The 26,459-nt window shown below is 70.5% G+C and carries 23 protein-coding genes; 17 read left to right on the forward strand and 6 right to left on the reverse strand.

The window, feature by feature from the left end:
* Positions 1 to 82 precede the first annotated feature (82 nt).
* Entirely contained in the window at positions 83 to 2,416 is a 2,334-nt protein-coding gene (locus Adu01nite_RS24410) for an immune inhibitor A domain-containing protein (protein WP_203729722.1), read from the reverse strand.
* Between the two features lie 268 nt (positions 2,417 to 2,684).
* Positions 2,685 to 4,673 (reverse strand): acetate--CoA ligase, encoded by a 1,989-nt coding sequence (gene acs, locus Adu01nite_RS24415; RefSeq protein WP_203729577.1) that lies wholly within the window; start codon positions 4,671 to 4,673, stop codon positions 2,685 to 2,687.
* Positions 4,674 to 4,887: 214 nt separating this feature from the next.
* On the opposite strand from acs, the gene Adu01nite_RS24420 reads away from it, so the two are divergent.
* Positions 4,888 to 5,619 carry a Fic family protein gene (locus Adu01nite_RS24420; RefSeq protein ID WP_239132666.1) on the forward strand — a complete coding sequence of 244 codons (732 nt, stop codon included), beginning with the start codon at positions 4,888 to 4,890 and terminating at the stop codon, positions 5,617 to 5,619.
* Between the two features lie 60 nt (positions 5,620 to 5,679).
* Entirely contained in the window at positions 5,680 to 6,156 is a 477-nt protein-coding gene (locus tag Adu01nite_RS24425) for an SCO5741 family PH domain-containing membrane protein (protein WP_203729579.1), read from the forward strand.
* Between the two features lie 712 nt (positions 6,157 to 6,868).
* Here Adu01nite_RS24425 and Adu01nite_RS24430 read toward each other — a convergent pair.
* On the reverse strand, positions 6,869 to 7,666 hold the full coding sequence (locus Adu01nite_RS24430) for an HAD family hydrolase (protein ID WP_203729581.1): 798 nt from the start codon (positions 7,664 to 7,666) through the stop codon (positions 6,869 to 6,871).
* Between the two features lie 308 nt (positions 7,667 to 7,974).
* Positions 7,975 to 8,352 carry an STAS domain-containing protein gene (locus Adu01nite_RS24435; protein ID WP_203729583.1) on the reverse strand — a complete coding sequence of 126 codons (378 nt, stop codon included), beginning with the start codon at positions 8,350 to 8,352 and terminating at the stop codon, positions 7,975 to 7,977.
* Positions 8,353 to 8,577: 225 nt separating this feature from the next.
* On the opposite strand from Adu01nite_RS24435, the gene ssd reads away from it, so the two are divergent.
* The 9 genes from ssd (at position 8,578) to Adu01nite_RS24480 (ending at position 14,393) form a co-directional block, all read left to right on the forward strand.
* Positions 8,578 to 9,645: a septum site-determining protein Ssd gene (gene ssd, locus Adu01nite_RS24440; protein ID WP_203729585.1), complete on the forward strand. Its 1,068-nt coding sequence runs from the start codon at positions 8,578 to 8,580 to the stop codon at positions 9,643 to 9,645.
* Positions 9,646 to 9,706: 61 nt separating this feature from the next.
* A complete protein-coding gene (locus Adu01nite_RS24445; RefSeq protein ID WP_203729587.1) occupies positions 9,707 to 10,891 on the forward strand; it encodes a TadA family conjugal transfer-associated ATPase in 1,185 nt (394 codons plus the stop codon).
* Positions 10,888 to 11,580: a hypothetical protein gene (locus tag Adu01nite_RS24450; RefSeq protein ID WP_239132667.1), complete on the forward strand. Its 693-nt coding sequence runs from the start codon at positions 10,888 to 10,890 to the stop codon at positions 11,578 to 11,580. Before Adu01nite_RS24445 ends, Adu01nite_RS24450 begins: the two co-directional genes overlap by 4 nt.
* Entirely contained in the window at positions 11,577 to 12,008 is a 432-nt protein-coding gene (locus tag Adu01nite_RS24455) for a hypothetical protein (protein ID WP_203729589.1), read from the forward strand. The genes Adu01nite_RS24450 and Adu01nite_RS24455 overlap by 4 nt, the downstream gene beginning before the upstream one ends.
* 92 nt (positions 12,009 to 12,100) lie before the next feature.
* Positions 12,101 to 12,721 carry a type II secretion system F family protein gene (locus Adu01nite_RS24460; RefSeq protein ID WP_203729728.1) on the forward strand — a complete coding sequence of 207 codons (621 nt, stop codon included), beginning with the start codon at positions 12,101 to 12,103 and terminating at the stop codon, positions 12,719 to 12,721.
* 309 nt (positions 12,722 to 13,030) lie between these two features.
* Positions 13,031 to 13,159 (forward strand): DUF4244 domain-containing protein, encoded by a 129-nt coding sequence (locus tag Adu01nite_RS24465; RefSeq protein ID WP_239132676.1) that lies wholly within the window; start codon positions 13,031 to 13,033, stop codon positions 13,157 to 13,159.
* Positions 13,156 to 13,527, forward strand: coding sequence for a TadE family type IV pilus minor pilin (locus Adu01nite_RS24470; protein ID WP_203729593.1), 372 nt, complete (start codon positions 13,156 to 13,158; stop codon positions 13,525 to 13,527). Before Adu01nite_RS24465 ends, Adu01nite_RS24470 begins: the two co-directional genes overlap by 4 nt.
* 152 nt (positions 13,528 to 13,679) lie before the next feature.
* Entirely contained in the window at positions 13,680 to 13,985 is a 306-nt protein-coding gene (locus Adu01nite_RS24475) for an Rv3654c family TadE-like protein (RefSeq protein WP_379129773.1), read from the forward strand.
* A 135-nt stretch (positions 13,986 to 14,120) separates the two neighbouring features.
* On the forward strand, positions 14,121 to 14,393 hold the full coding sequence (locus Adu01nite_RS24480; protein WP_239132668.1) for a helix-turn-helix transcriptional regulator: 273 nt from the start codon (positions 14,121 to 14,123) through the stop codon (positions 14,391 to 14,393).
* A gap of 32 nt (positions 14,394 to 14,425) precedes the next feature.
* Here the strand turns inward: Adu01nite_RS24480 and Adu01nite_RS24485 are convergent, their stop codons facing one another.
* The gene (locus Adu01nite_RS24485) at positions 14,426 to 16,864 is read right to left on the reverse strand and encodes a DEAD/DEAH box helicase (RefSeq protein WP_239132669.1); all 2,439 of its coding nucleotides are present in this window, start codon (positions 16,862 to 16,864) and stop codon (positions 14,426 to 14,428) included.
* 121 nt (positions 16,865 to 16,985) lie between these two features.
* On the opposite strand from Adu01nite_RS24485, the gene Adu01nite_RS24490 reads away from it, so the two are divergent.
* The 6 genes from Adu01nite_RS24490 to topA all read left to right on the forward strand — a co-directional run bounded on the left by Adu01nite_RS24490 (position 16,986) and on the right by topA (position 25,081).
* A complete protein-coding gene (locus tag Adu01nite_RS24490) occupies positions 16,986 to 17,345 on the forward strand; it encodes an STAS domain-containing protein (protein WP_203729597.1) in 360 nt (119 codons plus the stop codon).
* The gene (locus Adu01nite_RS24495; RefSeq protein ID WP_203729599.1) at positions 17,342 to 17,782 is read left to right on the forward strand and encodes an ATP-binding protein; all 441 of its coding nucleotides are present in this window, start codon (positions 17,342 to 17,344) and stop codon (positions 17,780 to 17,782) included. Before Adu01nite_RS24490 ends, Adu01nite_RS24495 begins: the two co-directional genes overlap by 4 nt.
* A gap of 246 nt (positions 17,783 to 18,028) precedes the next feature.
* Positions 18,029 to 20,398, forward strand: a complete 2,370-nt coding sequence (locus Adu01nite_RS24500) for a sodium-translocating pyrophosphatase (RefSeq protein WP_203729601.1) — start codon at positions 18,029 to 18,031, stop codon at positions 20,396 to 20,398.
* 90 nt (positions 20,399 to 20,488) lie between these two features.
* Positions 20,489 to 21,022, forward strand: a complete 534-nt coding sequence (locus Adu01nite_RS24505) for a hypothetical protein (RefSeq protein ID WP_203729603.1) — start codon at positions 20,489 to 20,491, stop codon at positions 21,020 to 21,022.
* 21 nt (positions 21,023 to 21,043) lie between these two features.
* Positions 21,044 to 22,051, forward strand: coding sequence for a hypothetical protein (locus Adu01nite_RS47940; protein WP_379129765.1), 1,008 nt, complete (start codon positions 21,044 to 21,046; stop codon positions 22,049 to 22,051).
* A gap of 234 nt (positions 22,052 to 22,285) precedes the next feature.
* Positions 22,286 to 25,081 carry a type I DNA topoisomerase gene (gene topA, locus Adu01nite_RS24520; protein WP_203729604.1) on the forward strand — a complete coding sequence of 932 codons (2,796 nt, stop codon included), beginning with the start codon at positions 22,286 to 22,288 and terminating at the stop codon, positions 25,079 to 25,081.
* 1 nt (position 25,082) lies between these two features.
* Here topA and Adu01nite_RS24525 read toward each other — a convergent pair whose 3' ends face one another.
* Complete coding sequence (locus Adu01nite_RS24525; RefSeq protein WP_203729606.1) at positions 25,083 to 26,384, reverse strand: D-arabinono-1,4-lactone oxidase; 1,302 nt, start codon at positions 26,382 to 26,384, stop codon at positions 25,083 to 25,085.
* Positions 26,385 to 26,459: the final 75 nt, after the last annotated feature.

The following is a 26,459-nucleotide window of genomic DNA, read 5'->3' on the forward strand; positions in this document are numbered from 1 at the left end:
GCGCCGGACGTGCCCGACGTTCCCGCCAAAAGGGCAGCGCCCGGGGAGTGAACTCCCCGGGCGCTGTGGTGAACGTGCGAAATCAGGAAACCGCGACCGTCATCGACGTGCCGCTCTGGCTGACGACGCCGATCTTCACACCGACCTTGGGCAGCTTGACGCCCTGGTTGGGCAGCGCGTCGTAGTAGTACGTCCCCTTGTCGTTGAAGACCGGGTTGCCGAGCTGCGGCCAGACCACCGAGGGCTTGCCGTCCACGTGCAGCAGCATGCCGTCGGTCGGGTACAGGCTGAACGGAGCGTCATAGACCTGGACACGGGACCGGAACGGAACACCGTTGACGTTGTTGAACGGCTTCGGGTGCGCGTCGATGTAGAGGTTGCGACCCTCACCCGGGTGCTCGTTGGTGTTGTTGTCGGCCTGCGAGGTGTCCCAGTACGAGATCAGCAGACCGGTCTGGTAGTTGTAGTGCTCCACCCAGTCCGGCTTCGTGGACGGCCAGCCGAAGTTGTACGGGCCGGTCGCCAGGTACTTGTCGTACGAGGTGTAGCTGCGGTTGCCCGCGATGTAGAAGTGGTCGAACTGGTTGGTGACGCTCGAACCAACGACCGTCCAGCCCGCGAGGGTCCAGGTCGGCGTGGTCTCGGCACCGTCGGTCGACACGACCGCGCCGTCCGCGGTGACCGTGAGCTCGTCGCCGAAGAAGCCGCCGGACGAGACACCACCGTCGGTGATGTAGTGCAGGCGGAACTTGATCGCCTTGCCCGCGTACGCGTCGAGCGGGATCGAGATGTCCTTCCACGCGCCGCCCGAGTCACCGGTCAGCGCCGGCACGTCGCTCGAGTCGACCGGCAGCGGAGCACCGTCGACGGTGCCGTTCAGCGGCGTCCAGGTGGCACCGTTGTCGGCCGACGCCTCGAAGTAGAGGTAGTCGTAGTCCTGCTCGATGTTGTAGCGGCCCTTGACGCCGAAACTGCCGCTGGTCTTGCCGGTCAGGTCGATGTCCTTGGTCGCGCTGGTGTTCAGCCCGTCCGCGTTGCCGGAGAAGTACTGCTTGGTGCCGGCGAACGGCGCCCCGAGGTCGGTGGTCACCGACTTCTTCGGCAGGTTCACCACCACGGCCTGCGACTTCTTGGTGTTGAACTCTTCCGGGCCGAGCTGGACGACCTTCTTCGTACCGGCGTCCACCGCGGTGTAGTTGAGCCAGCCGAGCTGCAGCTTGTTCCAGGCACCGAGGTCACCCGGGTGGGTACCGATGGCCTGGTCGCCGGCCGCGCCGAGACGGCTCTGCGCCATCAGCGTCCAGTACTCGCTGTTGTTGTCACCGAGGCCGCTGGTGTCGTAGTCGTCCGGCAGGCCGAGGTCGTGGGTGTACTCGTGCACGAAGACGCTCAGGCCGCCGTTCTCCGGCTGGATGGTGTAGTCACCGATCCAGATGCCGGAGTTGCCGATCTGGGTGCCGCCGAGCAGGTTGCCCGCCGGGCCCGCGGTGCCCTGCAGCGTCGAGTACGCGTACCACCGGTGGCTCCAGATCGCGTCCTCACCCTGCTGCGGGTCACCGTCGGCCTGGTCGCCGCCGGCGTGCACGATCTGGAAGTGGTCGATGTAGCCGTCCGGCTCGTTGAAGTCGCCGTCACCGTCGTAGTCGTACCGGTCGTACTGGTCGAACGACTTCAGGTCGGCGGTGATGTCGGCCTGCGAGCGGCCGGCCGCCTCCTGCTCGGCGACCCACTTGTTGGCGGCGTCCCGGACCAGCGCCCACACGTTGGTGCAGACGTGGCTTCCGCAGACGTCCCGGCCGTAGCGGGCCTCGTTGTACTGCACCTTCACCCAGTCGGTGACCTCGCCGTCGACGCTGTACCGACCGGAGGACTGCGACTCGAAGTACTTCTTGACCGACTCGGTGTCCTTACCGGCCCCGAAGTACAGGTTGCGGTAGTAATCGGCCGAGTAGTCCGACTGCCAGACCGTCGAGTTGTCCTTGGTGCGGTCCGGCTGCGGGATCTGGTTGTTCAGGGGACCCTCGAACGTGGACGGACCGGCCGTGGCCGGATCCGAGTCGACGTCGGGGTAGCTGGGGTGCCGGTCGTTGCCGAACTCGGCCAGGATCACGAAGATCCGGTCGGTGCGCTGATTGTCGAGCTCGACGTACTGGTCCTTGCCGTGCTTACCGGGACCACCCTTGGTGTGCCCGACCTTGACGACCTTGCTGCCGTTCTTGGTGACCGGCTTGGCCTTGCCGCTGACCACATCGGACACGGCCTGCTCGCGCAGGGCGCGGCGCTTGTCCTCCAGCGGGTTGGGGAGATCGTCGATCTGGGCGGACGACTTCTCGCTGGAACTCGCCACCGGAGCCGGGTCAACCGGTGGTGCCGCCTGGGCCACCGCGGGGAGCATTACTCCGACGCTGGTGACCATCGCGGCGCCGAGTAGTCCTGCGACCACCTTGCGCACCACGCATACCTCCGTTATATGGCCGGGCGCTGGGGTAGGCCCGGCATAAAAAACGGCCCCGGGGTTCGGAGCTAGAGGTAAACGTATGCAAACACAACGATGGAAGAAGAGTGCACAGCGAATCGATAGCGATCGGTTATGTGTTATGGCCTGAACATAATGTCGAGACCGGCAAAAAGGGCAGAGGCCGGTGACGCTTTGCACGTCACCGGCCCTTGTCGCCCGAATTAGATCAGTCTTCGGTCTTTGCCGACTTCATCCCGGCGGAGATCAGGTCCATGACCGCGGAATCCTGCAGTGTGGTCACGTCACCGAGCGAGCGGCGCTCGGCCACGTCCTTCAGTAGCCGCCGCATGATCTTGCCGGACCGGGTCTTCGGCAGCTCGGCCACCAGCATGATCTGGCGCGGCTTGGCGATCGGCCCGAGCTTCTTCGCCACGTGATTACGCAGGTCGACGTTGAGCTGTTCGCCGGCTTCCCCGGAAGTGTCCACATTGCCGCGAGGGATCACGAACGCCACGATCGCCTGGCCGGTGGTCGGATCGGTCGCGCCCACCACCGCGGACTCGGCCACCGACGGGTGCGACACCAGGGCCGACTCCACCTCGGTGGTGGAGATGTTGTGACCCGAGATGAGCATGACGTCGTCGACCCGGCCGAGCAGCCAGATAGAGCCGTCCTCGTCGCGCTTCGCGCCGTCCCCGGCGAAGTAGATCCACTCGTCACCCTGCCCGGCGCCCGCACCGAACCGCGACCAGTAGGTGTCGAGGAACCGCTTGTCGTCGCCCCAGATGGTGCGCAGCATCGACGGCCACGGCTCGCGCAGCACCAGGAAGCCACCGCCGCCGTTCGGCACCGACTCGGCGGTGTCGTCGACCACGTCGGCCGAGATGCCCGGCAGCGGCGTCATGGCCGAACCCGGCTTCGACGCGGTCACGCCCGGCAGCGGCGAGATCATCACGGCGCCGGTCTCGGTCTGCCACCAGGTGTCCACCACCGGGGTGTTGTCGTGGCCGATGTTCTTCCGGTACCAGATCCAGGCCTCCGGGTTGATCGGCTCGCCGACGCTGCCCAGGATGCGCAGCGACGACAGGTCGTAGCCGGCCGGGATGTCGTCGCCCCACTTCATCATCGTGCGGATCAGGGTGGGCGCGGTGTAGAGGATCGACACCTTGTACTTGTCGACGATCTGCCAGAACCGGTCGCGGCCCGGGGTGTCCGGCGTGCCCTCGTACATCACCTGGGTGGCGCCGTTGGAGAGCGGGCCGTAGACGATGTAGGAGTGCCCGGTGACCCAGCCGATGTCGGCCGTGCACCAGTAGACGTCGGTCTCCGGCTTCAGGTCGAAGACCGCGTTGTGGGTGTAGGAGGTCTGGGTCAGGTAGCCGCCGGTGGTGTGCAGGATGCCCTTCGGCTTACCGGTGGTGCCCGACGTGTAGAGGATGAACAGCGGGTGCTCCGAGTCGAACGGCTGCGCCTTGTGCTCCGGGCTCGCCTGCTCGACGGTCTCGTGCCACCACTTGTCCTTGTCGGTCCACGCGACGTCCTCGCCGGTGCGGCGCACCACCAGAACGTTCTCGATGCTCGGGCACACCGCGACGGCCTCGTCGACGGTCGGCTTGAGCGCCGAGGGCTTGCCCCGCCGGTAACCGCCGTCGGCGGTGATGACCAGCTTGGCGTCGGCGTCCTGGATCCGGGTGGAGAGCGCGTCGACCGAGAAACCGCCGAAGACGACGCTGTGCGTGGCGCCGATCCGGGCGCAGGCCAGCATCGCGACCGCGGCCTCCGGGATCATCGGCAGGTAGATCGCCACCCGGTCGCCGGCGCCGACCCCGAGCTCGGTGAGCGTGTTGGCCGCCTGGCTGACCGACTTGAGCAGGTCGGCGTAGGTGATCGTGCGGGTGTCGCCGGGCTCGCCCTCCCAGTGGATGGCGACCTTGTCACCGTTGCCGGCCTCGACGTGCCGGTCGACGCAGTTGTAGGCGACGTTCAGCTCGCCACCGATGAACCACTTCGCGAACGGCGGGTTCGACCAGTCGAGGACCTCGTCCCAGGGCTTGGCCCAGGTGAGGCGCTCGGCCTGCTTCGCCCAGTAGGCGAGGCGGTCGGCGGCGGCTTCCTCGTACTCGGCTGCCTTGATGTTGGCGTTCGCGGCGAGCTGCTCCGGCGGAGGGAACTGCCGCGTCTCCGAGTAAAGGTTCTCCAGGGTCCTGTCGCTCATGAGGGCGGCTCCTGTTCAAGGCATGACCGGGGCTTCTTCGTTGCACACTAGTTCCGCCGGTGGGGCCCGGCGAGAATTGCGCACGGTAGCGCGCCCGATGGTGCGATAGGCGCGCTGGATGACAGGTTTGTGCTTGGTGCTGCGCGAATCTTGCCAGTTCCGAGCCGGTTTGCGCATCCCATGTTTCGGGTCTTTTACCGGTTACCGTGTTCGGGTGGACCCTCTCGCGCCTCTGCTTGATCTTGCCGACGTCGCCCCCGCCCTGGCCGGGGCCCGCGACCGGGTGGACGCCGCCATGCGGCACCGCGCGCTGCGCCGGCACGGCGGTCAGGTGGCCGCGGAAGCCAGCCTGCGGGCGGCGGTGGCGAGCGCCGCGCTCGAGGGCAACGCCTACGAGCTGGAGGAGGTCCGCGGCGGCACGGTCACCGATCCGGTGCTGCAGGGCGCGCTGCGGGTCGCCGAGGGCATCGGCGGCCTGGTCGACATGTGGCCGCGGGCTCCGCGGCAGGCCCTCGCGAAGCTGCACGTGCTCGCCGCCCGCGGTGTCGTGCCCGCCGCCGACCTGGGCCGGCTGACCAGTGGCGCCGAGCGCATCGACGCGCTGGCCGGCCTGGTCGCGGGCAACGACCGGACCCCGCCGCTGCTGCTGGCCGCGATCGTCCACGCCGAGCTGATCACGTTGCGGCCCTTCGCGGGACCGGCCGGCGTGGTGGCCCGGGCCGCCGCCCGCCTCACCCTGATCAACCGTGGCTTCGACCCGAGAGGCCTGGTCGCGGTCGAGGTCGGGCATCGCGAGCGCGAGCCGGAATACGTCGGCTCGGCCGGCGCCTACGCCACCGGCACGCCGGACGGGGTTCGCTCGTGGCTGCGCCACTACGCCGCCGCGGTGACGGCCGCATCCGAGGAGATGACCCGCATCGGCGACGGCGTGTTGGCCGCCGCCTGATTGGTCAGACTTTGCTGCGGACCTGTCATCCGGCTACGAGCCGCTGGAATACTCGCTCGAGTGGACGAGACCTGGACCCGCCCTTACACTCCCGGGCCCGGCCGCTGGCTGGTGATCGCCTGGGAGGCCGCTGCGCTGGCCTTTCTGGCCTGGGTCACGATCCGTCAGTTCGAGCTGAGCGGCCACGGCGTCAAGCTGGTGGCCTGCACGCTGGCGGCCCTGTGGGTGCTCGGCGCCTACCGCATCCTCCAGATGGGCGCCTACGTCGGCGCCGCCGGTCTGCGCCTGCACGGCCTGCTGCGCTCACGCACGCTGAGCTGGCACGACATCACCCACGTGCGGCTGCATCGGGCCACCCACCGGATGGGTCCCTTCGAGATCGAGTCCGGCATGACCGTGGTGATCGACCGCCGCGACGGCTCCACGATCAACACCGAGTTGTGGGCCAAGGGCGTCGACTTCCACGCCCGCCCGAGCCTCTTCCGCGCGGTCTACCAGGAGCTGCGCTCCCGTCACCGAGAAGCCCAAAACGCATAACACCATTGGAGTACGCGGTGGGATGAGTCCCCGCCGCTGCGCCACGCCGGGTGCAACGCACCCTCCGCGCGCCGCTACCGGGCGGGCCCGGGACAAGGGCAGAAATAGAGCCGGCGTCCCGCTAGGGGCGCCGGCTATGCGCGTCCATGCCGGGTTATCAAGCGTGCACCTGGGTCGTTGTCGACAGTCCACAAGCCTCTCGGCTGAGGTCCCGTCGCAACGTGCCTGCCGTGGCTGATCGCGCGTGGGTTCCCGGTGGCCGTGCACGAGGCCATCCGCAGCGACCGAGTGGCCGGTGCCGCCGAAGCTCGGGTATCCCCGCTCCTCGGCCTGCCTGTCTCCCGATCCCCTGGTCGGGCCCGACCTCTCGGTCGGTCTCTCCAGGTCTTCCGCATCAGGTCTCGCCGTTTCTTTCTACGCCCGTCGCGGCTTGATCGCCAGGCTTCAGCCCGGCAAATCTCGCTTTTCAGATTAGTCAGACCAAAGCCATTCGCCCAGCTCACTGCCTATGCATTTGCGTCCGAATCGGCCGCGAGACCGCCCATGCCCTCGGCGAGGGACCGCCCGTGCTCTTGTCGCGGGCCCGCCCGTGCTCTTGTCGCGGGCCCGCCCGGTAGCGGCGCGCGGAGGGTGCGTTGCACCCGGCGTGGCGCAGCGGCGGGGACTCATCCCACCGCGTACTCAAAGCGTTTCCTGGGCTTTGGAAAGCTCTTCAGGCGAGGGCTTTGGAACGGCGGTGGCGGGCGTAGAGGGCCAAGCCGATTACGGCGCCCACGCCGACGCCCAAGGCGGCGGCGACCGGGACGGCCGGGCGGTCGCGGAGGCGCTTTCCGACCGGAATCGGATTGCGGAACTCGAGAATCGGCCAGGCGTTTTCGATGGCGGCCCGGCGCAGGGCTCGATCGGGGTTCACCGCGCTCGGATAGCCCACCGCTTCGAGCAGCGGAAGGTCGCTCGCCGAATCGGAGTAGGCGTAGCAGTTGGCCAGGTTGTAGCCGCGGGTGGCGGCCAGCTCCGCGACGCCGACCACCTTGTTCGGCCCGGCCGCGTAGAACTCGATTTCGCCGCTGTATCGACCATCGACGATGCTCATTCGGGTGGCGATGACGTCGGTGATGCCGAGGAGCGCGCCGATCGGGCGGACCATTTCGTCGCCGGACGCGGACACCAGCACGACATCGCGGCCGGCCGCCTGATGCTCGCTGATCAGCGTGGCTGCTTCGGCATAGACGTAAGGGTTGATCAGCTCGTCGAGCGTTTCCGCGACGATCTGCTGCACCTGCTCGACCCGCCAGCCTTTGGTGAGCGCGGCGAGGTAGTCACGGGTGCGGGCCATCGCCTGTTCGTCGCTGCCGCCGCCCAGCCGGAACATCAGCTGTGCGTAAGCGGATTTGACGACATCCCGGCGGCTGATGAGGCCGTCACGATAGAACGGCCGTCCGAAAGCCAGCGCACTGGACTTCGCGATGACGGTCTTGTCGAGGTCGAAAAACGCGGCGCTGCGGCCCACGGGCCGAAAGTGTAGCCGGAAGTCGTTCACCGCCGCCGTCCCCGGCGCGTCACGGGGGCGATGGTGACGCGCTGTGAAATCGGTCAGAGGGGCAGCACGTTCGCACTGAGCCACAATCGGTACTCGACGGGTGCGGTTCCGTGAGGCATGCTAGTGCTGTTGCGATCGGGATTCATGTTGCTACCGTCGCGTTCCACCACCTGAACCCTCGGTGATTGCGCCCCCCGCGATCACCGAGCCGATTCGGCTCGACCCCCCCGGAGCCGAATCCTCGGACGGCCCCCGTCTCCCCCGACGGGGGTCGTTCCCTATGCGCCGGTGGCCTGCGCGGATTCCGGTGCTTCCGCGCCGCTCAACCCGTCTCCGAGTCCCTCGCTGAGTCCAAAGAGGTCGGACAGGCCGGTCACGTCGAGAACGCGGCGGAATGTTGCTGTCGGATTCACGACAATAAAACGCAGACCGGCTCCGATCGCGGCCTTGTAGCCCTCGATCAAGGCCCCCAAGCCGGTCGAATCGACAAAGGTCGCATCGCGCAGATCGACGCGGACAAGCGACGGGGTCCATTCCTCGACGGCGTCACGCGCACAGGCGGCCAACTCGTCGCAGTTAGCGAAGTCGATCTCTCCGTGCACGGTGACCGTGGCGGTGCCGTCGGTGGCAAGTGACCGGTTGAACGAGCTCTCCATGCAATCCCCATCGGTGGTCCGTGTCGGCCCAAGATACCCACCCGATGCTCGTCTCACTCCTCTCCCGCGCGCCTTTATCGGCCCGCCCGCATAGCAGATCGGCCCGGCCGGCGGGCGCTGTCCACAGGGCGGTGAGTTATCCACAGGCAGCCGTGGGTGGCGTTGCCCGGCCCGATCCGGCACCGCGAACGTGGGCGCCTCACCCGCCGACGTTGGAGAGCCACGATGCCCGAACCGAGCCTGCCCCTCGTCGTGACCGCCGACCCCGAGCTGCTCGACGACCTGCTCCGGCTCGCCGCCGCCGGCGGCACCGAGGTCGTGGTGGCCACCGATCCGGTGGCCGCCCGCGGCCACTACAACGCGGCCCCGCTCGTCGTCCTCGGCGCCGACCAGGTCCAGGCCTGTCGCTCGGCCCGATTACCGCGCCGGTCCCGGGTCGTGGTGGCCGGCCGCCGGGCCTGGCCGCCCGGCGTCGCCGAGGCGATCGGTGAGCTGCGCCCGGTCGAGGCCTGCCTGCTGCCCGACGGCGAACCGTGGCTGATCGACCGCTTCGCCGACGGTCCCGGCCGGCCGCTCGGTCGCATCCTCGCGGTCATCGGCGGTAGCGGCGGCGCCGGTGCCAGCATTCTGGCCGGCGGCCTGGCCGTCACCGCGGTCTCGGCCGGCCACCGCACCCTGCTCGTCGACGCCGACCCGCTCGGCGGCGGCCTCGACCTGCTCCTGGGCTGGGAGCAGATCGACGGCCTGCGCTGGCCCGCGCTGACCGCGGCCGGCGGCCGGGTCGATCCGCCGGCCCTGCTGCGCGCCCTGCCGCAGCGCGGTGACCTGGTGCTGCTGTCGTTCGCCCGGGACGAGTCACCGGTCGTGCCCGGCGAGGCGATGGCCACCACCCTGGACGCCGGCCGCCGCGGCCGCGACGTGATCATCACGGACCTTCCCCGCCGGCTCGACGACGCCGCGGTGCTGGCCCTGCAGGCCGCCGACCGGGCCGTGCTGATCGTCCCGGCCGAGCTGCGCGCCACCGCGGGCGCGGCCCGGATCGCCCAGATGATCCGCTTCCACCGCGACGAGCTGTCCGTCGTGGTGCGCGGCCCGGCCCCCGGCAAGCTGACCGCCCGGGACATCGCGGCGGCCCTGCGGTTGCCGCTGGCCGGTTCGCTGCGCCCGGAGCCGGCGATGTGCCAGGCGCTGGAGCGCGGCGCCCCACCCGCGTCCACCGGCAAGGGCCCACTGGCCGAACTGTGCCGCCGCCTGGTCCGCGACCTGCTCCGCGAGCAGCGGGTGACGGCATGACGGACCGGCTTCTTCGCCAGTTGCTCGGCCCGGCCGCAGGCGACGAACGGAAGGGCATGGCATGACCTCCTACGGCGAGTTGACCAGCACGGTTCGGCAGCGGTTCGCGGTCGACGGGGTGGAGGCGACGCCGGCCGCCGTGGTGCGGGCGGTCCGGCGGGACACGAGCCTCGGCGAGACCACGGTGCTGCGCGTCGCCGACCGGGTGCACGACGAGCTGGTGGGCGCCGGCCCGCTCGCGCCGCTGCTCACCGACCCGGAGGTGACCGACGTCCTGGTCAACGGCTTGCGGGTCTGGGTGGATCGCGGCGCCGGGCTGGAGCGGGCCGCGGTGGCGTTCCGCGACCACGCCGAGGTGCGCCGGCTGGCCCAGCGGCTGGCCGCCGCGTGCGGCCGGCGGCTGGACGACGGCCAGCCGTATGCGGACGCCCGCCTCCCCGACGGCACCCGGCTGCACGCGGTGCTGCCCCCGGTCGCCACCGACGGGCCGTACCTTTCGCTGCGCACCTTCCGCCAGCGCCCGTTCAGCCTCGCCGACCTGGTCGACCACGGCACCGTGCCGCCGACCGTGGCACCGGTGCTGGCCGCGATCGTGGCGGCCCGGCTGGCCTACCTGGTCACCGGCGGCACCGGCAGCGGCAAGACGACGTTGCTGGCCACGCTGCTCGGCCTGGTGCCACCGACCGAGCGGATCGTCCTGGTCGAGGACGCGGCCGAGCTGCGACCGGTGCACCCGCACGTGGTCGCCCTGCAGGCCCGCACCGCCAACGTGGAGGGTGCCGGCGCGGTCGGGCTCACCGACCTCGTCCGGCAGGCCCTGCGGATGCGACCGGACCGCCTGGTGATCGGCGAGTGCCGGGGCCCGGAGATCGTCGACCTGCTGGGCGCGCTGAACACCGGCCACGAGGGTGGCGCCGGGACGCTGCACGCCAACGCACCGGCCGACGTTCCGGCCCGGCTCGAGGCGCTGGGGCTGCTGGGCGGGTTGCCGAGGGCGGCGCTGCACGCTCAGGCGGTGGCGGCGCTGCAGGTCGTGCTGCAGGTGCGGCGGGTCGCCGGCGGCCGGGTGCTCGATTCGGTGAGCGTCCTGCTGCCGTCCGGCGAGCAGCGGCTGGCCACGGTGGTGCCGGCCTGGCGGCACAGCCGCGGCGCGGGCCCGGGAGCGACGGCGCTGGCCCGGATGCTGACGAGCCGGGGCGTCGCCGTGCCCGCCGTGCTCGAACCGCCGGTCGGGGTGGGCGCATGAACTGGACCCTGACGATATGCCTGCTGCTCGGAGCCGTGGTGATCGGCTGGCCGACCGGAAAGGCCCGGGAACGGCTTCGCCGGCAACGCTGGTGCCTGCCGGCCGGATTGTTCGCCCGCCCACACCGGACGGTGGTCGTCGCCGTCGGCGGGATCGCCGGCCTGGGCATGGCCGGCGGTGGCCCGGTGGCCGCGGTGATCGCCGGGGCCTACTCGGGTCTGGCCGGCCGGGCGCTGCTCCGCCGATCGGCCCGGCGACAGGAGGGGGTCGCACGGGTAGCGGCGCTGGACGGACTCTCGGCGCTCGCGGCCGACTTGCGGGCCGGGTTGCCACCGGCCGCCCGCGCCGTCGCACCGCTGACGTCGGATCGGATCGGACGGCTCACCTCCTCGGTGTGGCAACTGGCCGAGCGCACCGGCGCACCGGCCGCCGACCTGGTCGAACGAATCGAGGCCGACGCTCGGGCCGCCGACCGGGCCGGGGCGAAGGCGTCGGCGCAGGCGGCCGGGGCACAGGCCACCGCCCTGCTGCTGGCCGGCCTGCCGATCGGCGGGATCGGGCTGGGGGTGGCGATCGGCGCCGACCCGCTGGACGTCCTGCTGCACACGCCGATCGGCGCCGCCTGCGCGATCGGAGCGGTGGTCCTGCAGTCGGGCGGTCTGCTCTGGGCCGAGAGGTTGGCGCGATGACCCGCGAAGGCTGTTCGCTGGCCGTCCTCCTGAACGCCGGCGGCCCGGTGAAGGTCGAGGTCCGCCCGTGTTGCCTGTCCGCCCTGGTCGGCCGCCGCACACCGGACGGCGAGGTCATCTGCGAGGCCACCGCCCTCGCCACCGCGACATCAGCGGTGATCCCCACCGCCGCACCCGCCCTCTCCGTCATCGCTCCGGTGCTTTCGGCCGTAGGCACGGTCGACTTGACCGTCGCTCCAGTGCTTTCGGTTGTAGCCGTGGTCGACTCGACCGTCGCTCCGGTGCTTTCCGCAGTAGGCGCGGTCGACCAGACCGGCGTTCCCGGGCTTTCGGCTGTCACTCCGGTGGGCTCTGCGCTCGTCGCCGCTGCGTCGGTCGTCGCCTCCCTCGACGACGACGATGAAGTCGTCGAGTCGGAGGCGGCCTAGTGGTTGCGCTGCTGGCCGTTGCCGCGGCGGTGGTCCTGCTGGTGCCGGCCGCGTGGCCGGGCCGGGCCCGGCGCCGGCTTCGCGGGCTGCGGATGTCGTCCGATCCGCCGGTCTCCGATGGACGCCGGTCCCGGCTGGTGATCGCGGCCGGGGCCGGGCTGGCCGTTGCAGGTCTGCTCGGCACGTGGTGGGGCCTCGCCGTCGGAGCCGCTGCCGGGGTGGTGGCCGAACGGCTGCTGCGCCGGCGCGAGCCTCCGCGGGTGCGGCGGGAACGGCTGGCCGCGATGGCCGATCTTCCGCTCGGGGCCGACCTGCTGGCGGCGGCGTTGCGGGCCGGGGCGCCGCTCGACCGGGCGGCCGGCGCGGTGGCCGAGGCGCTGGGTGGACCGTTGGGGGAGCGTCTGCAACGGACCGCCCGGTCGCTGCGGCTCGGTGCCGGCCCGACCGAGGCGTGGGCGCACCTGGCCGGGGTCACCGGCGCCGAGCGACTGATCGCCGCGGCGGTGCGGTCCAGCGCCAGCGGGGGAGCGCTGGCCGGGGCGCTCGGCCGCCTGGCCAACGACCTGCGCGCCGACCGTGCGGTGGCCGCCGAGGCCGCCGCCCAGCGAGCCGGTGTCCTGATCGTCCTGCCACTGGGCCTGTGCTTCCTGCCCGCATTCCTGCTGGCCGGCCTGGTCCCGGTCCTGATCTCCGTGCTGGGCGACGTGCTTTGAGAGCTGGCGCGCGCTGTGCCTTGGTCCTGATCTCTGCGCTGGGAAACGGGCTCTGCGGCTGGGCGCGCTGGGGCCGGCCCTGAACTCCGTGTTCGGGGCGGGCCGGAGCGGCTCTATCGCGTGCGGGCCGCTTGCCGGGCGGTTCGGCGCAGTTCGACTCCGTGGCCCGTCGCCAGGTGGCGGGTTGCGGCTTCCGGCAGTGGTCGCCGAGTTCGGCGGCTGCTGGCACCAACACAACTGAAGGAGAACCACGTGCACCAACTGATCGCGAACTTCGCCCGGCTGCGGACCGAGGCCGCCGATGCCGGGATGAGCACCGCGGAGTACGCCGTCGGCACCCTCGCGGCGGTCGCGTTCGCCGGCGTCCTGCTCAAGGTCGTCGGCAGCGAGAACGTGCAGGCGGCGCTCACCGGCATCATCGACCGGGCCCTGAAGTGACCGGGCGCCGGTGGCCCGGCCGTGACCGGGGATCGTTCACTGCCGAGCTCGCGGCCGGGCTGCCGGCGCTCATCCTGCTGCTCCTGGCCGGCCTGACCGCGGTGGCCGCGGTGACCACGAAGGGGCAGTGCGTGGACGCGGCCCGGGAGGGAGCGCTCGCCGGCTCCCGGGGTGACGGAGCGGCCGCGGCGGCGGCCCGGATGGCTCCGCCCGGCGCCGAGGTGGAGATCGACCGGGGAGAGGACGCGGTCACCGCCGTGGTGCGGGCGCCGGTCCGCGTGCTCGGCGCGCACCTGCCCGCGATCACCGTGACCGGCCGGGCGGTCGCGGCCCGCGAGCCCGATCTGGCCGGCGGCGGGACGTCGTGAGGGCCCGATCTGGTCGACGGCGGGACGTCGTGAGGGTTCGATCTGGCCGGCGGCGGGACGTCGTGCGGGACCGATCCGGAGTGCGGGCGGGTCCCGGCCGGGACGATCGTGATCGGGGTGCGGCCACGATCTTTGTGCTGGCGGTGGGGCTGGTGTTTGTTGCGGCGGGGCTGGCGGGGGCGTCGATCGGGGCGGCTCGGGTCGGGCGGCATCAGGCGCGCGTCGCGGCCGACCTCGGTGCGCTGGCCGGAGCGTCGGAGGCGGTCTACGGGCAGCCGACCGCGTGCACACGGGCCGAGCGGTTCGTGAACGCCAACGGTGGCGAGATGACGCTGTGTGCGGTGGACGGCCTGGACGTCACCGTGCGGGCACAGGTCGAGGTGCGGCCGATGCCGGGGCTGACCCGACAGGCCGAGGCGGACGCCCGGGCCGGGCCGGTCTACATCCCGGTCGGGTGACCGGTCGGGTGACCGCTCGAGTGATCGGTGCGGGGAGCGGTCCGAGGGGCAGATCAGGGGGCGGGGGTTGGGCAGTTGAGCAGTTCAGTGACTAAGCAGTTGAGCGACTATAGTCGTACGCCTATAGTCATTGGCATGACCTCAGAGAGGATCCGGATTGTCGGCGCACATGAGATCCGCGTGCGCCTTGGCGGCAAGATCAGTCGACAGCGGGTTTACCAGATCACCGGCAGCAGCACCTTTCCGAAGCCGATCGCCACTCTTGAGCAGGGCAAGATCTGGGCGGCCGAGGATGTCGAGACCTGGATCCGGGAGCACCGTTCCGAGCCTGCCGCAGCGGGGCGGCCCAAGACCGTGCGCGCCCAGACCCGTCAGTGCACGACTTCCCTGCAGCCGAAGCGGCGGTGAGAAGCGCTGGTGAGAGTGACGATGAAAAGCAGCTAGCTCGACGGCGGAGCGGTGGCCAGGGCGGCGAGGACGGCGTCCAGCACGAACACCGCCCCGGGCTTGTGGAGCGGGTTGTTGCCGTTGCCGCACTTGGGGGATTGGACGCATGACGGGCAGCCCGCCTCGCAGGCGCACGCGGCGATGGCTTCCCGGGTGGCCGTGAGCCATTCGGCGGCGGTCGCGTAAGCGCGCTCGGCGAAGCCCGCCCCGCCGGGGTGGCCGTCGTAGACGAAGACAGTCGGTGCCTCGGTGTCGGCGTGGCTCGCGGTGGAGAGGCCGCCGATGTCCCAGCGGTCGCACGTCGCCATCAGCGGGAGCAGGCCGATCGCCGCGTGCTCGGCGGCGTGCAGGGCGCCGGGGAAGTCCGGCGGTTCCACGCCGGCCGCCTCCAGCGCGCCCGGTGACACGGTGAACCAGACCGCGACCGTGCGCAGTTCGCGGATCGGCAGGTCGAGCGGCCGGGTGTCGAGGACCTCGCCGGTGCCGATCCGGCGGCGCTGGTAGGAGACGACCTGGTTGGTCACGTCCACCTCGCCGAGGAAGAGGCCGACCGGGCCGGCATTGACGTACGAGCGGACGTTCACCACCGAGAGGTCGGTGACGTCGTTGGCGTGCGTCGACCAATTCGGCTCCTCCTGGTGCACGAGGGCGACCGCGTCGTCCAGGTCGAGGTCGTCGACCACATAGGTGACGCCCTGCTGGAGGTAGACGGCGCCGGTGTGCAGCATCGAGTGCGACGACTCGGGGTCGACGGTGCCGAGCAGCCGGCCGGTCGACTTCTCCACCACCTGGATCGGTGCGCCGCCGGTGCCGCGCAGGTCGACGTCGGGGCGGCCGGCGTGTGTCCAGTACCAACCGGACGGGCGGCGGCGCAGCGCCCCCGACGCGGTCAGGCCGGCGACCGCGGCGCGGGCCGGGTCGCCGCCGAAGAGTTCCAGGTCGGCCTCGGTGATGGGGGCCTCCGAGGCGGCGCAGCAGAGCTGCGGGCCGAGCACGTACGGGTTCGCCGGGTCCAGCACCGTCGCCTCGACCGGGCGGCCGAACAGCGCTTCCGGATGGTGCACCAGGTAGGTGTCGAGCGGGTCGTCCCGGGCGATCAGCACCGCGAGGGCCTCGCCACCGGCCCGCCCGGCCCGGCCCGCCTGCTGCCAGAGCGATGCCCGGGTGCCGGGGTACCCGCAGATCAGCACGGCGTCCAGCCCGACCAGGTCGACGCCGAGCTCGAGCGCGTTCGTCGACGCCAGCCCGAGCAACTCGCCGGAGAGCAGCGCCCGCTCGATCGCCCGCCGGTCCTCCTTGAGGTAGCCGGCTCGATAGGCGGCGACCCGCTCGCCCAGGCCCGGCACGGCCTCCTCCAGCTGCCGCCGGGTGATCGCCGCGACCAGCTCGGCACCCCGCCGCGAGCGCACGAAGGCGAGCGTCCGGGTCCCGGCCACCACCGCGCTGGTGAGCAGATCGGCCGTCTCCCGCAGCGCGGACCGCCGTACCTGCGGCAGCTCGATCTCCGGATCGAAGTCGGCGTCGGAGGAAGGAGCAGCGGAAGGGGAACGAGGAGCGGGCACATCGGGCGAGGAAGGCGAGGAAGGCGAGGAAGGCGAGGAAGGCGAGGAAGGCGAGGAAGGCGAGGAAGGCAAGGATGGGAAAGCGGGCTGGAGCGGCGGCTCCCACAGGGCGAACGTCACCCCGCCCCGCGGCGAGGCATCCTCGGTCACGGCGGTGACCGGCAGCCCGATCAGGCGCGACGCGGCACCGGCCGGATCACCCGAGGTGGCCGACGCGAGGACGAACGTGGGCCGCCCGCCGTAGCGGGCCGCGGCCCGGCGGAGTCGGCGCAGCACGTGTGCCACATGGGAGCCGAACACTCCGCGGTAGGTGTGGCACTCGTCGATCACCACGTACGCAAGCCGGCGCAGGAAGACCGCCCAGCGTTCGTGTCCCGGCAAAATCCCAAAATGCAGCATGTCGGGGTTTGTCAGAACAAACCGTGAGTGTTCCCGGATCCATTCGCGCTCGTCCCGCGCGGTGTCACCGTCGTACGTGGCGGGGCGGACGTCCGGGAGGCCGAAGCCCGCGACGGCCCGCAACTGATCCGCGGCCAGGGCTTTTGCCGGCGCGATGTAGAGCGCCGTGGCACGCGGATCGGTCAGGATCCGGGAAAGCACCGGCATCTGGTAGCCGAGCGACTTGCCCGACGCCGTCCCGGTCGCCAGCACGACATTCGCACCGTCGAAGGCGAGCGTCGCGGCCGAGGCCTGATGCGCCCAGGGCGATATGATCCCCTGCGCGCGGCAGGCATCGACGAAGGCCGGTGCGGCCCACCCCGGCCACGCCACCGGCCGCCCTGACCTGGGCGGGATCCGCTCGACGTGAGTGACCGGCGAATCGTCGCCGCGGGTCCAGAAGAGCTGGGACAACGAGGCGCTGGAGGTCACGAACTGCACTCTGGCACCGGTATGGCCGGAACCCCAAACGGGTAGGACGGGTGGGTGCCATGCGCCGGGCCAAGTGCCGCGATGGTTAGATTCGCAGGAGAGATCGCAGGGAGGAGGAGCGATGGAGCTGTCCCTTGCGACACGGACTGTCGCCGAGCACACGGTGCTCGAGGTCGGCGGCGAGGTGGACGTCTACACGGCGCCGAGGCTGCGTGAGCGCCTCGTGGAGCTGGTCGACGCCGGCGCGCGCAACGTGATCGTCGATCTGGCGGGCGTCGAGTTCCTCGACTCCACCGGTCTCGGCGTGCTGGTCGGCGCGATGAAACGGCTGCGGGTGGCGAACGGGACGTTCGGCCTGGTCTGCTCGAAGGAGCCGTTGCTGAAGATCTTCCGGATCACGGCGCTCGACCAGGTGTTCCCGATCTACCCATCGGTCGAGGCGGCTACCGGGGACGGCGACGGCAGCGGTCCGATTTCGTGATGGCGACTGTCCGCCTGTCCTTCTCGCCGGCTCCCGTGCACGTGCGCACGGCCCGGCTCGTCGGCGTGGCGGTGGCCCGGCGGGCCGGCGTCGCCGAGGAACTGCTGGACGAGGTCCGGCTGGCGATCGGTGAGGCGTGCACCCGTGCCGTCGCGCTGCACAACCAGTACGGTCTGGCCGATCTCGTCACAGTCGAAATGTCTGATTCGGACTCATATGCCGTTCGGGTGATCGATCATGCCCCGATCGAGGCGAGTGTGGGTCTGGCCAAGCTGCCGCCGGACGAGCTGGCCGCCGAGTCGCTCACCGACGAGGCCCTGACCACCGGCGTCGGCTTCGCGCTCCTCGCCGGATTTGTCGATGACCTGCAGGTTCGCCCGGTCGAGGATGGTCCGGGCACGGAGGTCCGAATGGTGTGGCCGGTACAGCGCCGCTGAGCCCAGAAAGATCAAAAACCGTCTTTACGACTCTGGCGCCGCGCTAACACAGCGGCGAACATCACCACGACACGGCCGGATCCGGGTGTGACCATCACCACGGTTGGCCGCTACAGTACGCGAGTTATCAGCTACTGCTCCTGGTCCCGCGACCGCGGGGCCCGGTTGTCGTCTCCCCGGTGACGGGGATGCGCCCGGGCGGTTACGTCCGCCTCCCGGGTGCGGTCGGTGTACAGGAGGACATTGATGTCCGGGACCTTGATAACTTCTGCCGCGGGCGGAGTGTCCCTCAGCGGTTCAAACGTCACATTTATCATTGTCGCGCTGGTCTTCGCCCTCATTGCGCTGGGCTTCGCCGCGATGTTCGTCCAGTCCGTGCTGAAGGCCGGGCGCGGCACCAAGAACATGCAGGAGATCGCCGGCGCCGTTCAGGAAGGTGCCTCGGCGTACCTGTTCCGCCAGTTCAAGACGCTGGCGATCTTCGTGGTGATCGCGGTCGTCCTGCTCTTCCTCCTGCCGGTGCACGACACCGACAACGAGGTATGGGTCAAGATCGGCCGGTCGCTCTTCTTCATCGTGGGTGCGGTCTTCTCGTCGTTCATCGGCGGCGCCGGCATGGCGCTCGCGACCCGGGCCAACCTGCGGGTGGCCGCGGCGGCCGGTGAGCAGGGCGGCCGTGAGACCGCGATGGGGATCGCGTTCCGCACCGGTGGTGTGGTCGGCTTCCTCACCGTCGGGCTCGGACTCTTCGGCGGCGCGCTGGTCGTGCTGATCTTCAAGACCGACGCGCCGACGGTGCTCGAGGGCTTCGGCTTCGGTGCCGCGCTGCTGGCCATGTTCATGCGGGTCGGTGGCGGCATCTTCACCAAGGCCGCGGATGTCGGCGCCGACCTGGTCGGCAAGGTGGAGCAGGGCATCCCCGAGGACGACCCGCGCAACGCCGCGACCATCGCCGACAACGTGGGCGACAACGTCGGTGACTGTGCCGGCATGGCGGCCGACCTCTTCGAGTCGTACGCGGTGACCCTGGTGGCGGCCCTGATCCTGGGCCAGGCCGCGTTCGGTCAGGACGGTCTGATCTTCCCGCTGATCGTCTCGACGGTCGGTGTCGTGATCGCGATCATCGGTGTCTTCATCACCCGGCTGCGCCCGTCCGACAAGAACGGTCTCACCGCGATCAACCGGGCGTTCTACATCTCGGCCGCGATTTCCGCGATCGTGGTGGCGGTGGTCAGCTTCCTGTACCTCCCGACCACCTTCGCCGGCTTCAACGACAGCGGCATCTCCGCCGACATCGTGGCGAGCGGCCGCAACCCGCAGTGGGTGGCGATCGGCGCGGTCGTGATCGGCATCGTGCTGGCCGCCGCCATCCAGGCGCTGACCGGCTACTTCACCGAGACCAACCGGCGCCCGGTGCAGGACATCGGCAAGTCGTCGCAGACCGGTGCGGCCACCGTCGTGCTGGCCGGCATCAGCGTCGGCCTCGAGTCGGCGGTCTACTCGGCGCTGGTGATCGGTGCCGGCGTCTTCGGCGCGTTCCTGCTCGGCGGCTCGTCGCTGACCCTGTCGCTGTTCGCGGTGGCGCTGGCCGGCACCGGCCTGCTCACCACGGTCGGCGTCATCGTCGCGATGGACACGTTCGGCCCGATCTCGGACAACGCGCAGGGCATCGCCGAGATGTCCGGTGACGTCGACGAGAAGGGCGCCCAGATCCTCACCGAGCTGGACGCCGTCGGTAACACCACCAAGGCGATCACCAAGGGCATCGCGATCGCGACCGCCGTGCTGGCCGCCACCGCCCTCTTCGGGTCGTACACGAACACGCTGGCCACCTCGCTGGCCGACGCGGGCATCTCGCCCGACCAGGTCGGCAACGAGATCCTCGGTCTGCTGAACATCTCGAACCCGCGCAACCTCGTCGGCCTGCTGGTCGGCGCGGCCGTCGTGTTCCTCTTCTCCGGCCTGGCCATCAACGCCGTGTCCCGCTCGGCGGGCGCGGTCGTGATGGAGGTCCGCCGCCAGTTCCGCGAGTTCCCCGGCATCATGGACCGCACCCAGCGGCCCGAGTACGGCCGGGTCGTGGACATCTGCACCCGGGACGCGCAGCGCGAGCTGGTCACCCCCGGTCTGCTGGCGATCCTGGCGCCGATCGCGGTCGGCTTCGGCCTGGGTGCGGGCGCGCTCGCGTCCTACCTGGCCGGTGCGATCGGCACCGGCACCCTGATGGCGGTCTTCCTGTCCAACTCGGGCGGCGCCTGGGACAACGCGAAGAAGCTGGTCGAGGACGGTGCGTTCGGCGGCAAGGGCTCGGACGCCCACGCCGCCACCGTCATCGGTGACACCGTCGGTGACCCGTTCAAGGACACCGCCGGCCCGGCCATCAACCCGCTGCTCAAGGTGATGAACCTGGTCTCGCTGCTGATCGCCCCGGCCGTCGTCGGCTGGAGCATCGGCACCGACGCGAACACCCCGCTGCGGGTCACCATCGCGGTGGTGGCGGCGGCGATCATCGTGGGTGCGGTGTTCTGGAGCAAGCGCAAGCCGATCTCGATGGGCGACGACACCCCGGCCAGCCCGTCCGGCGACGCCACTCCCTCGGAGCGGGTCAGCGCCTGATTCAACCGTCAAAAGGGGGCATCCGGGAAATCCCGGGTGCCCCCTTGCCCATGGATGAGGGTTGTCACACCCGGGCCGTACCCTGCTTCCATGCGTCCGGCCCGACCCCTCGCGGTGCTCCTTCTTCTTGCGCTCGTTCTCCCGGTCGCCGCGGCCTGCGGAAGCTCGCACGGTCCGCGCGTCTGGGCCGCCAGCGTGTGCACGACGCTGAGTCCGTGGCGCACCGAGATCGGCTCGCTGACGAGCCGGGCCCAGCAGCAGATGGATGTGGCGACCACGCCCGGTCAGGCCAAGGAAAATCTCGCCCGGCTCTTCTCCGGCGCGCACGACGCGAGTGAGCGGGCCCGGGCCGGTGTGCTGAAGGCCGGGGTCCCCGACGTCGACGACGGTCAGCGGATCGCCGACGGCTTCACCACCGCGCTGGCCGCCATGCGGGATGCCTACGGCCGTGCCGCCTCCGGCATCGACGGCCTGGCCACCGCGCCCGCCAAGACGTTCTACGCGCAGGTGGCCGAGGTGGTCGACAAGCTGAACGCCGACTACGAGGCGAGCAGCCTCGACACCAGCAAGCTCAGTTCGGCGGAGCTGAAGGCGGCCTTCGACGAAGTGCCCGAGTGCCGCTGAGCCGATGACAGAGACGGGCCGATGACCGAGACCGGGCCGAAGACCGAGACGGGCTGGCCGCTGATCCCGCGCGAGGTGCTGCCCGCGCCGGTCCCGGCGGTCAAGCGGAGCCCGTTCCCCCGTCTCCCGGTCCGGGACGGTGAGAGCGGCCGTCAGCTGCCGTTCTTCGGCGCCGAGACCACCGAGCCGACCCCCGCCGATCTCGCCGGTCTGCTGGCCGGTCCGGGCCGGTTGGGCCGGATGGGCGGCACCGCCCGGGTGACCGTCGAGGTCGACGCCGCCTGGCGGGTGCACGTCCTGGTGGCCGAGCTGGTCACGCGAGGCCTGGTGGCCCATTGGCGCCCTCTAGATCAAGATCAAGATCAAGATCAAGAGAGACTTGCTGATGTACGGGTGGAAGCGCCCCCGATCGAGCCGGTCGAAAGTCGTCCCGAGCAGGTCGGCGACCCGTTCGACGACCTGCCGCCGGAGGAGCCCGACCCCTGGGCCGATCCACCCGCTGCGGGTGACGCGCCCGCCCCGAAATCGGCGAAGGATGGTCGTGCGGGCCGGCGTCTTCCTGTCCCGGACGGGGATTTCTCTCTAGCGCCGGCCCCACCCCAAGAGTCGGACACGCCGACCGAGCCACCAAAAGAGTCAGAAGGGGATGAAACGCCAGACGAAGAGGCAGCGGAGCCAAAACCGAGATTCGAGGTGCTCACGGCGTACTCAAGTCGGTTGAATGGTCTTGCCCGCGCCTGGCCGGAGGCCGCCGCACAGCTTTTTCTCAGCGGAGGCCGGCTTCGGCTGTGGGTCGCGGCGGCGGGAGAGCCCGTCACCGGCGGTTACGCGCTGGGCCTCGACCCCGGCAAGGACCTTGCGGCGATCGATGCCGCCCTGGTCCGCGCCGGTCTCGCCGGTCGTCTTTCGGATGACGGGCGGCACTATCGGATCATGGGGAAAAGACGTGTCCGACGGCTTGCTGAGCTGGTCGGCGAGCGCCCCGCGGCGGCACCCGAGGAGATGTGGCCGTCCGGCGCGGGTGCGTGATCTTCCTGGATTGTGTGCGACACGACGCTACGTTCCCGGTGTACGGTGTCGCCGTCGGACGCGTGCGGTGGCCGGACCGTTACCATCCGACTCCTGGGTTCCCGGGGAATGGTTGCCCGTCCGGCGCGTTACGTTGAAAGTCTGCGCTCCGCCGGCACAGGGCTCGCCCGCGGCGGAAAACAGGATGAGACCCGTCCACAGGGCGGAACGCTGAGTCTGAAGTTTGGGAGTGCCGTGCCGAGTGAAGCCAGGACGACCCGTCTGGTCATCGTCGAGTCTCCGTCGAAGGCCAAGACGATCGCCGGTTATCTGGGCCCCGACTACTTCGTCGAGGCTTCCTTCGGCCATGTCCGCGACCTGCCACGCAACGCCGCCGACGTGCCCGCCAAGTACAAGGGTGAGGCCTGGGCGCGGCTCGGTGTCGACGTCGACAACGGCTTCCACGCGCTCTACGTCGTGTCCCCGGACCGCAAGGCGCAGATCGCCAAGCTGACCAAGCTGGCGAAAGAGGTCGACGAGATCTTCCTGGCCACAGATGAGGACCGCGAGGGCGAAGCCATCGCGTGGCACCTGGTCGAGACGATCAAGCCCAAGGTCCCGGTCCGCCGGATGGTCTTCCACGAGATCACCAAGCCGGCCATCCAGGCCGCGGTGGCCAACCCGCGCGAGATCGACCGCGACCTGGTCGACGCGCAGGAGGCCCGCCGCATCCTCGACCGGCTGTACGGCTACGAGGTCAGCCCGGTCCTGTGGAAGAAGGTGATGCCCCGCCTCTCCGCCGGGCGGGTGCAGTCGGTGGCGACGCGCATCGTGGTCGAGCGTGAGCGGCAGCGCATGGCGTTCCGCACCGCCGAGTATTGGGACATCCTGGCCACCCTGGCCGTGCAGGGGACGACCGAGGGCCCGCGCAGCTTCAACGCGACCCTGATCGCGCTGGACGGCGACCGGATCGCCACCGGTAAGGACTTCGAGCCCACCACCGGCCAGGTCAAGCCCGGCGCCGGCGTGGTGCACCTGGACGAGGCCGGTGCCCGTGGCCTGGCCGCCCGGGTGGCGGACCGCCCGTTCACGGTGACCAGGGTCGAGGAGAAGCCGTACCGTCGCCGCCCGTACGCGCCGTTCATCACCTCGACGCTGCAGCAGGAAGCGGCCCGCAAGATGCGCTTCTCGGCGTCGCAGACGATGCGCACGGCCCAGCGGCTGTACGAGAACGGCTACATCACCTACATGCGTACCGACTCGGTCAACCTGTCCGAGACCGCGATCACCGCGGCCCGTCGGCAGATCACCGAGCTCTACGGCGCCAACAACGTGCCGCCGCAGCCGCGTCGCTACACCGGCAAGGTGAAGAACGCGCAGGAGGCGCACGAGGCGATCCGCCCGGCCGGCGACAACTTCCGCACCCCGGGCGAGGTCGCCAAGGAGCTGTCCGCCGACGAGTTCAAGCTGTACGAGCTGATCTGGCGCCGCACCATCGCCTCGCAGATGACCGACGCGGTCGGCAACTCGGTGAGCGTGCGCATCCGGGCGATCTCCACCAGCGGCGAGGAGGTCGACTTCTCCGCCTCCGGCAAGACGATCACCGACCCGGGCTTCCTGCGCGCCTACGTCGAGTCCTCGGACGACGAGAACGCCGAGGCCGAGGACGCCGAGCGCCGCCTGCCCAACCTGGTCAAGGACCAGCCGCTGACCGCCGAGGAGCTGGCCGCGGTCGGCCACCACACCTCGCCGCCGGCCCGCTACACCGAGGCCTCGCTGGTCAAGGCCCTGGAGGAGCTGGGCATCGGCCGCCCGTCGACCTACGAGTCGATCATGCGGACCATCCAGGACCGCGGCTACGTCGAGAAGCGCGGCCAGGCCCTGATCCCGTCGTTCCTCGCGTTCGCGGTGATCGGCCTGCTCGAGGGGCACTACCCGCGGCTTGTCGACTACAACTTCACCGCCGCGATGGAGACCCAGCTCGACGACATCGCCGGTGGCGACCACGCGGCCCTCGACTTCCTCACCGCCTTCTACTTCGGCAGCCAGACGGCCGGGGCGGAAGACACCATCGCCGCGGCCGGCGGCCTGAAGAAGATGGTCACCGAGAACCTGAGTGCCATCGACGCGCGCTCGGTCAACTCGATCCCGCTCTTCATCGACGACGGCGGCCGCCAGGTCGTGGTCCGGGTCGGCCGCTACGGCCCCTACCTGCAGCGTCAGCTGCCGGAGGCGGCCGACGAGCCGACCGACGACCGGGTCTCGATCCCGGAGGGCGTGGCCCCCGACGAGCTGACCCCGGAGAAGGTCACCGAGCTGTTCCTGGGTGGCGGCGGCGAGCGGTCGCTCGGCGACGACCCGGCGACCGGCGAGTCGGTCCAGCTCAAGTCCGGCCGCTTCGGACCGTACGTGCAGGCCGGCGAGCGAAAGTCGTCGCTGTTCCGCACCCAGTCGCCGGAGACGGTCACCCTGGAGCAGGCGCTGCGTCTGCTGCAGCTGCCGCGCACCCTGGGCAAGGACCCGGAGGGCAACGAGATCTCGGCGGCGAACGGCCGCTACGGGCCGTACGTGAAGCGTGGCGACGACTACCGCTCGCTGGACAACGAGGACCGTCTCTTCACCGTCACGCTGGACGAGGCGCTCGCCCTGCTGGCCCAGCCGAAGACCCGGCAGCGTCGCGAGGCCAAGCCGCCGCTGCGCGAGATGGGTGCCGACCCGGTCACCGAGAAGCCCATGGTGATCAAGGAAGGCCGCTTCGGTCCGTATGTGACCGACGGCGAGTACAACGCGTCGCTGCGCCGCGATCAGACTCCCGAGGAGCTGACCGTCGAGCAGGCGTCCGAGATGCTGGCCGAGAAGCGCGCCAAGGGCCCGGCGCCGAAGAAGAAGGTCGCGGCCAAGAAGGCACCGGCCAAGGCCGCCGACGGCAAGGCTCCGGTGAAGAAGGCCGCCGCCAAGAAGGCCACGCCGGCCAAGAAGGCAGCTCCGGCCAAGAAGGCGGCAGCCGCGAAGAAGGCCGCCCCGCGCAAGGCGACGGCCTCCGCCGAATAAGTCAGCTGCCGAGCACCCGGTCCAGGTAGTCGTTGGCGAAGACCCGGGCCGGGTCGAGGCGGTCGCGCACGGCCACGAAGTCGTCGAACTTCGGGTAGGCCGGGCGCAGGTCGGCAGCGCTGCGGTAGTGCAGCTTCCCCCAGTGCGGCCGGCCGCCGAGCGCCTGGCACATCGCCTCGACGGCCCGGAAGTACGGCTCGTACTCGACCCCGGTGAACTGGTGCACGGCTATGTAGGCCGACTCCCGCCCGTAGCCGTGGGACATCCAGATGTCGTCCGGCCCGGTGAACCGGACCTCGACCGGGAACTGCACCTTGAACGGCAGCCCGCCGATGAGCCCGGGCAGGGCGGCGATCACCTCGGGCAGGGCGGCGCGCGGGATCTCGTACTCCATCTCGGTGAAACGCACCCGCCGCTCGGAGCAGAAAACCTGGTCCGACCGGCCGGTATAGGTCCGTGCGCTCAGCGCGCGGGCCGCGAACGCGCTGATCGCCGGCACCGTGCCGGGCATCGCCCGGCCGAGCCGGCACACCGCCGCGAAGACCGAGTTGGACAGGAAGTCGTCGTCCATCCAGCCGCGGAACTTCGACAGCGGCCGGTCGTGCGCCGGGACCCGGTTGTTGACCTTCAACATGGCCCGGTCGGTGTACGGGTACCAGAAGAACTCGAGATGGTCGTTGGCCGGGATCCACTTGTCCAGGCCGGCCAACACGTCGGCCAGGGCCATCGGCCGCTCGTCGGCGAGCAGCGTGAACGCCTCGACGCAGCGCAGCGTCACCTCGACGAGGACGCCGAGCGCGCCCAGGCCGACCCGCACGGCCGGGAAGAGCGGATCGTCCTTGCCGATCGCCAGGATCTCGCCGGTGCCGGTGACCAGCTTGACCGCCTCCACACAGGACGCCAGCGTGGCGTACTCGATGCCGGTGCCGTGCGTGCCGGTGGAGATCGCGCCGGCGACGGTCTGCCGGTCGATGTCGCCGAGGTTGGTCATCGCCAGGCCGTGCTCGGCGAGCACCGCGTTGAGGGTGGCCAGCTGCATGCCGGCCTGCACGGTGACCAGCGGCCCGTCGACCGCGACGAGACCGGCCATCCGGTGCAGGAAGAGGCGCTGATCGTCGGCGACCGCGATGGCGGTGAACGAGTGCCCACTGCCGACGGCCTTGATTCTGCGTCCGGAACCGGACGCTTCCTTGACCTGAGCGGCGAGCTCGTCGACAGTGCCGGGAGTGAGCACGTCGGTCGCGACGGCCTGCTGGTTGCCGCCCCAGTTGGTCCAGCGGGGGCCGATGACGGGGGTAGTCATTATGGCTTTGTCCTCCGTACGAGCGGACAGTCGCACAAAACCGGGAATGCCGAGTGTCCTCCGCGTCCCGTCGAT

The organism is Paractinoplanes durhamensis, assembly GCF_016862175.1.
Lineage (GTDB): Bacteria > Actinomycetota > Actinomycetes > Mycobacteriales > Micromonosporaceae > Actinoplanes > Actinoplanes durhamensis.